The sequence below is a fragment of the Hymenobacter lapidarius genome, from assembly GCF_001816145.1.
Taxonomy (GTDB): domain Bacteria; phylum Bacteroidota; class Bacteroidia; order Cytophagales; family Hymenobacteraceae; genus Hymenobacter; species Hymenobacter lapidarius.
Genome location: NZ_MDZB01000094.1, coordinates 58,014 through 67,383 on the forward strand (window position 1 = coordinate 58,014; position 9,370 = coordinate 67,383).

The 9,370-nt window shown below is 60.7% G+C and carries 10 protein-coding genes and 1 pseudogene; 7 read left to right on the plus strand and 4 right to left on the minus strand.

Annotated features, from left to right (window positions below):
- Positions 1-8: 8 nt before the first annotated feature.
- Positions 9-3,455: a class I SAM-dependent DNA methyltransferase gene (locus tag BEN47_RS07395; RefSeq protein ID WP_083322225.1), complete on the minus strand. Its 3,447-nt coding sequence runs from the start codon at positions 3,453-3,455 to the stop codon at positions 9-11.
- 78 nt (positions 3,456-3,533) lie between these two features.
- Here BEN47_RS07395 and BEN47_RS07400 point away from each other — a divergent pair, with 78 nt between their 5' ends.
- Complete coding sequence (locus tag BEN47_RS07400; RefSeq protein ID WP_070726780.1) at positions 3,534-3,809, plus strand: HNH endonuclease; 276 nt, start codon at positions 3,534-3,536, stop codon at positions 3,807-3,809.
- Between the two features lie 41 nt (positions 3,810-3,850).
- Here the strand turns inward: BEN47_RS07400 and BEN47_RS20590 are convergent, their stop codons facing one another.
- Both BEN47_RS20590 and BEN47_RS20215 read right to left on the minus strand, forming a co-directional pair.
- On the minus strand, positions 3,851-4,069 hold the full coding sequence (locus BEN47_RS20590; RefSeq protein WP_070726782.1) for a helix-turn-helix domain-containing protein: 219 nt from the start codon (positions 4,067-4,069) through the stop codon (positions 3,851-3,853).
- Between the two features lie 191 nt (positions 4,070-4,260).
- Positions 4,261-5,015: pseudogene (locus BEN47_RS20215) on the minus strand (IS5 family transposase); the annotation flags it as partial.
- A gap of 199 nt (positions 5,016-5,214) precedes the next feature.
- On the opposite strand from BEN47_RS20215, the gene BEN47_RS07420 reads away from it, so the two are divergent.
- On the plus strand, positions 5,215-5,667 hold the full coding sequence (locus BEN47_RS07420; protein ID WP_125921563.1) for a hypothetical protein: 453 nt from the start codon (positions 5,215-5,217) through the stop codon (positions 5,665-5,667).
- 177 nt (positions 5,668-5,844) lie between these two features.
- Here the strand turns inward: BEN47_RS07420 and BEN47_RS07425 are convergent, their stop codons facing one another.
- Positions 5,845-6,090, minus strand: coding sequence for a helix-turn-helix domain-containing protein (locus BEN47_RS07425; RefSeq protein WP_070726789.1), 246 nt, complete (start codon positions 6,088-6,090; stop codon positions 5,845-5,847).
- A 176-nt stretch (positions 6,091-6,266) separates the two neighbouring features.
- Here BEN47_RS07425 and BEN47_RS07430 point away from each other — a divergent pair, with 176 nt between their 5' ends.
- The 5 genes from BEN47_RS07430 to BEN47_RS07450 all read left to right on the plus strand — a co-directional run bounded on the left by BEN47_RS07430 (position 6,267) and on the right by BEN47_RS07450 (position 9,300).
- On the plus strand, positions 6,267-6,881 hold the full coding sequence (locus tag BEN47_RS07430) for a hypothetical protein (protein WP_070726791.1): 615 nt from the start codon (positions 6,267-6,269) through the stop codon (positions 6,879-6,881).
- Between the two features lie 57 nt (positions 6,882-6,938).
- Positions 6,939-7,418: a hypothetical protein gene (locus BEN47_RS07435; RefSeq protein ID WP_070726794.1), complete on the plus strand. Its 480-nt coding sequence runs from the start codon at positions 6,939-6,941 to the stop codon at positions 7,416-7,418.
- A 77-nt stretch (positions 7,419-7,495) separates the two neighbouring features.
- Positions 7,496-7,921: a RepB family plasmid replication initiator protein gene (locus tag BEN47_RS07440; protein WP_125921564.1), complete on the plus strand. Its 426-nt coding sequence runs from the start codon at positions 7,496-7,498 to the stop codon at positions 7,919-7,921.
- Positions 7,922-8,000: 79 nt separating this feature from the next.
- The gene (locus tag BEN47_RS07445; protein ID WP_070726797.1) at positions 8,001-8,681 is read left to right on the plus strand and encodes a hypothetical protein; all 681 of its coding nucleotides are present in this window, start codon (positions 8,001-8,003) and stop codon (positions 8,679-8,681) included.
- Positions 8,682-8,928: 247 nt separating this feature from the next.
- Positions 8,929-9,300 (plus strand): hypothetical protein, encoded by a 372-nt coding sequence (locus tag BEN47_RS07450; protein WP_070726799.1) that lies wholly within the window; start codon positions 8,929-8,931, stop codon positions 9,298-9,300.
- Positions 9,301-9,370 lie beyond the last annotated feature (70 nt).

The window sequence follows — 9,370 nt, forward strand, 5'->3', positions numbered from 1 at the left end:
TGTCCCGGCTAAGCCGCATAAGCTCCTTCCGGGGTCTGCCTGACCAAGCTCAGTGCGGCCAAGGTGGCGAGCAGCGGCTCCACCTTGTCGGCTTTGAGGCGTTTGAAGCCGGCGGCGACCTGGGCCGCCGTTTGGGGCTGGGCCGCTTGCTGAAGGGCATCGCGCAGGGCCTGCATCTGCTGGGCCAGTTCGGTGGGCCAGACCTGTGGGCCGGTGGCCGTGACGACCGCCGCCGTAGCTGCGGCAGCGGGCAGGGCCAGGGTGGCCTGCTCGCTGCCGGGGGCCTGGTAGGTGGGACGCAGGTAGCGCACGTGGCCGCTGGCCTCTTCGCGGACGCGCTCGTGGTTGAGGCGCACGAGGCGCGTGAGAATCTCGGCCTCGGGCAGGTTGGCAGGCCAGCCGTAGGCCTCGGCCACAGCGGTGTCGAGTTGCTGGTGCAGGCTGAGGACCAAGGAGGCCAGGCCCTGCTGGTTCACGGTCTGGTCTTTGGGGGTGAGGGGCTGGCTGGCGCGCAGCTTCTCCATCACGTTGTAGAGGTCGGTGAGGGTGAGGCTAGGGTGCTGGGCCTGTTGGCGCTTGCGGTGAGCGTCGAGTTGTTCGGCCAGCGCGCGGATGCGGGCCTGCTGCGCGGGCGTGGTGGCGGGGAAGGGGAAGGGGTCGAAGCAGCGGGACTTGTTATAAATGGGCGTATTGCCAACGCCTAGTCTCCCGCCCGTTATATCTGCCCAAAGTGTATGGATTCTGCTTGACAAAATGCCAAGTAGATACATGTCCTCTGACGCAATAACAACGATTTTGCCTTCCGAAACCCAATCATTAGGCACGAACTGAAATAACCTGTGCTTGGCTGTTTCGGTCGTGACTATATACCGCGTTATGCCACCAATGGCCTTCCGCATTGATGGCTGATTCTCACCAAATAACCACCAACGTACTCGTTTGGCCTCACGCGGATTATGGTCACGTTCTGGTTTGACTTGTAAAAACAAGCGCTGGAAAGCATCGGGGTGCTTGGTTGTTAACTCATCCAGCGTCATTTTATCTGCATCAACTACAAATAGGTTTCTATCCTTTTGAGTTAGGTCTTGTCCACTGATGAATCTTTTGACCAGAGGCTTGCTACTGGTTGCAGTAAGCGATGCAGCTTCTTCATTATTCAGTATGAAGCCTTTGCCATACAGCTTGACCCCTAGATAGCAGAGTCCCTCATTTGACTTCAAAACGGTAGTAGCAGTAACGTCAGCTCCAATAGTTAAGTCAGAATTAATCTGCCCTTCAGAGTCGTTGAGTTCAACGTCAATGGCGCCATCTTCCGCTGGCGTTTCTTTGGTCACGGTAACTAGTCTGCCCTGCTTTTGGCCGCGTTCGGCCACAGTCATTGCAATTCGTACGTCTGCTCCATCCGCTCCATCTACCCACGGATGGTTGGGAATAACGAAGTCAAGCGAAATGGGTAATTTTTCATCTACCAAAAATGGCTCGATAACACGTCTATTGAAAATTGAAGTAATGGAATAAGTTGTGATAAATCCAAAACGCTCAATTTCATTATCTCGAAGTAGCTTAGCGGCTTTGTGCCACCAATACATTACTAAGTCGGATGACTCAGGTACATTGTCTTTATAGGCTTTGCGTAGTGCCTCAGCGTAACCGTCGCCAAGCGTAAGTCTCATCTTTTTCATACCAACAAAAGGCGGATTTCCAACAATGAAGTCAGCCTTCGGCCAATCAGCAGGCTCTGGGTTAGGATAATCCAGAACGGTAACCTGCGCCTTTTCATCAGGCACTTTAGCATTCGTAACGGGATTAGCTTTCATCGTTACCCCGTCCCAGCGGGTCACGGGCTGGCCCTGGGCATCGAGGCGGGGCGTGGGCGTGTCGTGGCGCAGGGCGGCGTCCTGCTGGCGGATGTTCTGGTACTCGTCGAGCAGGGGCTCGGCCAGCTGGGTGATGCCGTGGGTGCGCAGGTGCCACTGCAGGTAGCCGATGCGCAGCACCACGTCGGCAATGGCGGCCGCGCGCGGGTTCAGCTCCAAGCCCAGCAGCTGGCGCGGGCTCACGGTGGTGCCCCCGCCCAAATCGAGCAGGCCGGTCTGCCCGAAGGCGTTGATGGCGGCTAGCACTTCGCCCTCCAGGCGCTTGAGGTGCTCCAGCGTGACGTAGAGGAAGTTGCCGGAGCCGCAGGCGGGGTCGAGGATGCGCAGCGAGGTGAGGCGGGTGAGGAAGCGCACCAGCTCCTGGCGGGCTTCTTTGGGCAGGTTCTCGTCGAGGCGGCGGGCACTGGCGGCCTGGGCAGCCGTCCACTCGCGGCGCAGGGGTTCGAGCACGGTGGGCAGCACCAGGCGCTCCACGTAGCGGCGCGGGGTGTAGTGGGCGCCCAGGCTGTGGCGCTCCTTGGGGTCGAGGGCGCGTTCGAGCAGGGTGCCGAAGATGGCGGGCTCTACCTCCGTCCAGTCGGCTTCGGCGGCTTTGAGCAGCAGCGCCATCTGGTCGGCGGTCAGGGGCAGGGCGGTGGCGTCGTGGAAGAGCTTGCCGTTGAAGCGGCGCAGGCGGGCCTTCAGGTCGGGCGAGAAGCCGCCGGTGTCCATGGTGGCCCAGAGGCCGCGCAGGGCATCGGGCAGAAACTCGCGCAGCTCGGGCGTGGCGTAGGTACGCAGCATGCCCGTGAAGCTGGCCTTGGGAATTAGCCCCACGTCCTCGGAGAACATCGTGAACAGGCAGCGCATCAGGAACTGAGCCACCAGTTCGGGCGCGTGGCCGGCGCGCTCCAGTTGCGCCGATACGCCGGCCAGGTAGCCGGCCAGCTCCCGCGTGACGCGGGCGGCGCGGCGGCTGGGGTCCAGTTCCCGCGGTGCCAGCCAGATGCCACGCAGCAGCGTGCGGGTAGCTTCGTCCGCTAAGGCAGCAAGCGGCAGGCGGAAGCGGGCCTGGTCGGGGAAGGGCACGAAGGAGTCGCCCACGCCGGCGAAGTTCGAGTACACGTCGATGCAGTAGCCCACGTCCACCACCAGCACGAACAGGGGCCGGGGCTCCTCGGGCGGCAGGGCGCGCACATAGCCCAGGGCCTGCTGGCGGGCGGCCTGCATCATCTGCTCCCACTTCACCGAGCCGCGCAGGGCGTGGCCCTTGCGGCGCTTCTCGGCGGCCAGGCCCAGTTCGGCGCGGTCGGCCTGCTGGGCCTTCTGCTGGGCGTCGGCCGAGTCGGTACCCTGTTTGGTTTCCAGGATAAAGCAGCCGCGCTTGTAGAGGTCGATGCGGCCGGTGCTCTTCTTAGCCCCGTCGTTGAAAGTAACGGCGCGCTCCAGCACGTACTGGTCCTGGGTGGGCTGGTCGGTGGTGGGGTCAGGGCGGGGAACGCCCAGCAGGTCGCAGAGGTCTTGCAGGAAGAGGCCGTAGTTGGCACGCTCAGCGCCGCCGGATTTTTGCCAGCGGGATTCAAAGTCGGTATAATACACGATGCAAAATAAACCCTTTTGGCGGCGGATTTAGGTACCTTCGGTGGCGGACTTTTCCCGGGGTCAATTCTTTCAACCATGAGTAGCCGCCTCACCTGCCGCAAGCGCAAACGCATTCGGACCGCGTTGCCGCAAGTGTGCGTGCGTTGCGGAGCCACGGAGGCCCTTACCCTCGACCACATCATCCCGCGCGTGTATGGCGGCACCAACGAGCGGAACAATTTTCAAATCCTTTGCTTATCCTGTAACCGCCTCAAATCCAAAGGGGAAGTACGGCATTGGAATCCCAAGAAAAACAGCCTAAAAGGTCACGTGCTGGCCGCTACCCTGCGCCGCCCGCATGGTGCTTCTTAGCCGCTTTGCTTGCTGGAGATAAACCGAACCGTTCCTGGTTTCTACAGGCCCTGAAAAAATTCGGCCAGCGAAATTTCGTAGTACTGGCACAGTACCGCCAGCGTGGCCACCCGCATGTTAGCCTTGTTGGCTTCCAGTCGGGCGACGTGAATGCCCGTGGCATCATACACCTCCTGTAACGTGTATCCCCGCGCCCGGCGCAGGCGCTGCAATCGGTGCACTATTTCCAGCGGGAGCGTATCAGAAAGGGGGGTTAACATGCACCGCCAAAGTCCGGCCCATCCCAGCGGCTCACAATGACGTATTTGTCATTATTTCATCTGCTTGGCTTATATTTGGCCAGCCTGCAATAGCCCTGTCGCAGGCATATCCTCGGCTTTGATTCAAACCTTGGTGCAGAGGCTGAGACCGCCACTCCTACTCCCTCACTCAACCATCTGCTTCTAAATGCCTAGGGCATGTGAACAGTTTTCAACCAAATTAAAGTAGCTCCTAATTGGAACCAGGCGAAAAAACATTCGGGTCGTTTATCGTAGCGGGTGGCGAAACGGCGAAACTGTTTGAGCTTGGCAAAGGTGCGTTCGATGGCATTGCGTTGGCGGTAGCGGTTCACGTCGTAGCCGTAACGGGCCGGGGTGTAGGCCGTGTCCCCGCGTTTGCGCTGGGCGGGAATGACGGCCAGTGTGTTGCGAGCGGCCAAATAAGCCCGCCATGCGCGGGCGTCGTAGCCGCGGTCGGCGACCAAGCAGGCGGGCCGCAAATCGGCCAGCACCTGCTCGGCCGGGGTCCGGTCGTGCACGGAACCGGCCGTCAGCAGCGCCCGCACGGGCCGGCCGAGCACGTCGGTGAGCAGGTGCAACTTGGTGCTCCGTCCGCCGCGGCTGCGCCCGAGGGCCGGGTCCGGCCCGTTTTTTTTCGGGCGCCGGCCGCGTGCTGGTGGGCCCGGACGGTGGTCGAGTCCAGCAAGAGGGTGCCCAGGCCCGCGTCGCGGGCCTGCACGGCGGCCAGCAACCGGCCCCAGGCCCCGCTTTTGGCCCACCGCGCAAAGCGCGTGTACGTCGTGTGCCAGTTGCCCCAGGCCGGCGGTAAGGCCCGCCAGTGGGCCCCGCTGCGGGCCAGCCACCGCACGGCTTCGACAAAGCGCCGGTTGTCCTGCCCGGCCGGTCCTCGCCGCCCCGGCAACAGCGGAGCCAGTACGGACCACTGCGCCTCGCTCAACACATACTGCGTTTCCATGCTCCTAAATTAACTGTTCACACGCCCTACTCTTTCTTCTAATGCCTTGGTGTTGTCCCTCGCCACCGTATTGCTGGGTGGTTGTACAGATTCCAGCTCCCAAACCCAAAAGGCGGATGGGAATCAACCAGCGCCAGCTGACGCAACGGCCACTACCCGGGCCACTCGGGTGGACTCCCTCCATGGCATCCCGGGTCACCACTTCGGCGAGCCCCTTGGCTCCTTCCCCGGCCTCGTGCCGATAGGACCGAAGGAGCTGGGCGCCCAATCCTACTACTATGCCAAAGGGGGAGAACCCGGATGGTTCGGCAAGCGCACCAAAGAGTATTCCAACGAGTTTTACACCCGCTACACGTTCGCGGAGGGCAGATTCGTTTCCTTTTTTGCCAGTGGAAGAGGCGATATGCGCCAGGCCTTGCAAAAGCAGGCCGAATACCTGTACGGTCCCGGAGCACCGACGAACAACGGTTCACTCTGGGCAGGCAGCCAGGCTGAAGCTTGGACTGCGCCAGATAATCGGGGATTTGGACCTGCTACCACGCTGCTGGTGCGGAGCAAGGTCTTCGCAAGTCAGCAGGAGAAGGCGCAGGCCGACCAGCTCAAAAAGGAGAATGCCCAATAAGTCCGGTAGAGGCCATGCAAGTTGAAGCAGGACTGGAAAGCCATGCATGTCTGGCCCCGCTGGGGCAACACGGGCTGGCGGTGGTACGCCCACCGGGTGGGCGTTCGCTTAACTGCTGTACCAAACTTTTAACTAAAGCCCGCGCTGCAAGGCTGCTGGCTAAACAATCCATCTTGACTAAACCTCCTTGTCCGAATTGGTTATCGCAGGGTCGTCAACCAGGTCACGCACTTCCAAATCCAGCGCCCGGCTCAGCGAAATAAGCAAATCCAGGGTGGGGGCCAGTTGCACCAACTCGATGCGCTTTATGGTGGACTGCTCCACGTTGGCAATGTCCGCCAGCTTTTGCTGAGAGTAACCCCGCTCTTTGCGCAGGTAGCGCAAGCGCTCAGAGAAAGCCAACAGGCCAGCAGGGTTTTTCACACGGCAAGCTGCCGCAAGCGAACCCAGTATTTAAGGGCGCATACGCCCTTAAATACTTTTTATACCCTAGCTTGCGGGACCGTTGCTTCCTACATCCGGTGACCACATGATGGCATTCTGAGATAGACAACGAATGGCGGCTCATTCTCCATCAGTTCCTGACGATTCATACAACCATGCTGGATTCGCTGACTCGATTTTCTGCCTTTACGCTCATCAGCGCAATGCTCAGCAGTTGCGCTCCGGGCACATCTGATATCCCAGCTGACTCTTTGCTGGCCGCTACCCCTGCCCCCACTAAACGCACAATTGGTACGGCGGCCGATTCTCTCAACGGCATCCCGGGCCACCCTTTCGGGGAGCCGCTGCGCAATTTTCCCGGCCTCGTCCTCCTCGATAAGGACGACGAAACGGGGGTGCGAGGGTACCTGATGCCCGCGGGTCAGCAACGCGTCTGGTTGGGCGAGCACGCCGAGCCATTTACCACCTACTATCAGTTTCAGGACGGCCGGTTTTCCATGTTTTGTGCACTCGCCACGGGCTTGGAGGGCAGTCCCACGGCTATGCGCGAGGAACTCTTCTCCCTCTTCGGCCCTGGTAAAGACCCGCTCGACCTGATGGGAAGAGTGGACTGGGAAGGTGAACGGGTAGGGGTACGGGTGATGTACTCCGAAAACCCGATACCTCCGGGGACTTGCTGGGTGGAAGTGCATAGCAAGCCGCTGCTGGCCGTGCAGCAGGCGAAGCGCCACGCGCAATTGCAGGCGCTTGCTGCCAGGAGTCACCTCTAACCGGGGATATCCTCGCGGCCATTCTGTCCCCTTGTTATTTAGTTATCTGCCCGCATCATGACTTCCCCACTCCGTCGTCTCCCGTTCTCGCCCCCCTTTGTGTTGCGCCTGGCCTACGATGAGGCCGACTTCAAGCTGGTGCGCACCCACTGGAACAGGAATTTCGTGCGCAAATTCCCGCCCGGCGAGCCCGTGCACCGGCTCATGGTCCGGGTGCTGCACCAAATCCGCGCCGATGGCTACGTCATTCGCGAATATTATCTGTTCCCATTAGAGGAGGTCACTACCCTGGGAGCAGACACCCGCGAGGAGCAGATGTATTGCGCCCTACATCAACTCGACGCAGTCATGTTTCGATTCGAGGCGCCCGCGCTCCGGCAGTATCACGTGCGCCGGCTACTGGATGACACCAAGGACCGTCAAACAGGGTGCGTCGATGGCGTGGTCACCCTGCTTTTCAATCCTGCCCTGCGTAACTACCTGCTCAACGTAGCCCAGCTCGACGAGGTGCTGCCGGCGCCGCGGTCGGCGTCCTAAAGGCCCAACTTATTAACGGCATCCGGGCGCCACTACAGCGGACGAACGTATTTAACAGCCCCTTTTCTATGCGCGCCATGAAACCACTCTCTTCAGACGCCGAGCACTCGGTTCTTCCGAACGACCTGCTTATTCGCTGCCCCCTAGCTCTCGAACAAGTGGAGGCCCACCTTTTTGTCTTAGCCTTGGGTTGCCTGACCAAACATTCCCAACGGCTTACTTTTCAGCTGACGTTCGCGGACGTTCTGCCGGACGTGAACGTGGATGACCGGTTCGCCCAGCTAGACAAGGCCCAGAAGCGACTCATGCAGCCCCTTAAATACGAGGGCTTGCGGCTGGGCAAGCGCTTCAGCCACCGTATTCCTCTGTTCACCGAGATGAGCATCGACCAGGACACCGGGCTGGTGACCGGCGTGTTCAACGCTTACCTGAGAGAACAGCTGCTGGAACTGGCCGCCGGGTACCCCCCCGCCCAGCTGGAGTCGCTGTTCCTGCGCCGCTAGGTTCGGTTCCCCATCCTTGCTCTCACGCCTGAGTAGGGGGCGAGCAGGGTTTACCGTTTCGCATTTCCTCCTTCATCTTATGAATTCAGCCCATATTGGCGAGCGCCTCACCCAGCTCCGGGCAATGCTGGCGGCCGAGTCCCTGGTACCCAACGATTGGCCCCCGGCCCTGCTGGCCCGCAAAGCCGGGGTCTCGCGCGCGGCTTACACCCGGCTGGAAAGCACGGGCCGCGGGAGCACGGACGTCCTGACGGCAGTGCTTCACTTTTACCAAAGCAAGGGCTTTAACCTGGCCTGGGTACTAACCCCGGATAACGCGAATATTCCCGTCGAAGGGTTCCGCGACATCTTCCAGGACGAAAAGCTGCCCCGGGCCAGAGAGCCGCTGACCAACTTGCACCGGCTCCTGCAGCCGGTGATGGCCGGACTTGACGCGGACCAGTCGCTCCCGCCCGATGCGCTGCGCCAGTTGCTGACCCAGGTCCGGCAGGGAGTCCTCCATGCCCTGAACCATTTGCTGCCTCCCCGGCGGCTGGTGCTGAGCGAAGCGGACCTGCGCGCGTTTCAGCAGCAATTGCCCCCGGTGTGCGCCCACTCAGCGGGTTGGCGCTCGGCGTCGCTCTATACGGTGCCCTACCACTACTACGAAGCGGGCGATTCCCTCCCCCGCTGTGGCGACCCCGTTTCCTACCTGGCTTATGACCCGGGCCCGAAGATGTTTCCAATAGCAACAAATGCGGCGCCTGTCAGCGCTTGCTGAGTACGGCTTCTCCCGCTGCTGCGCCACTGGACACCCCCGTGGCCGCGCCGCTCTAGCCCACTGCCCCGGCCTCACTGCCTCCACGGATTTTCGCTATTTCCCGCCCGCCCGGCCAGATGCCCTGCGCTGACTTCCCCTAGCCTCTGGGCCGGCCTTGTGGGGCTGCGACCGGGCCTTCTCTCGTAGACTCAAAAGCTGGGACCAAAGCGCACGGATTTGTTTAGTTACCAATTTTCCCGTTGCTGCCATGAACGCGGTTACATCCTACGACCCGGAGGTTGATATTTTGAGTAAGTTGTTCGTTCGTTCCCCGCGGGCTTATAGCCAGGAGGAAGCCCGCCTCTTTGCCCTGGCCCTGAACAGCCTGACCCGGAATTCGCAACAAGCGACCTTCCAACTGGCGTTCAGCGACATCATCCCCGGCGGGAACGAGGACGGCCAGCAGTACGCCAAGTTGGTGGTGGCCACCAAGCGGCTCATGCAGGCCATTAAATTCCAGACCTTCCAAGAGGGAAACAATATCCGTGAATACCTGCTCTTGTTTTCCACCCTGGGGATGAACGCGGACACTGGGTTGATAACGGGCAAGTCACTCTACCCTACTATTTTAGGGAATTGATAATAAGTAAGTTGTCGAATAAACCAGTCTAGCAGGGCCGTAATTTTACGGGCTATTGGCTCTTGCGGCC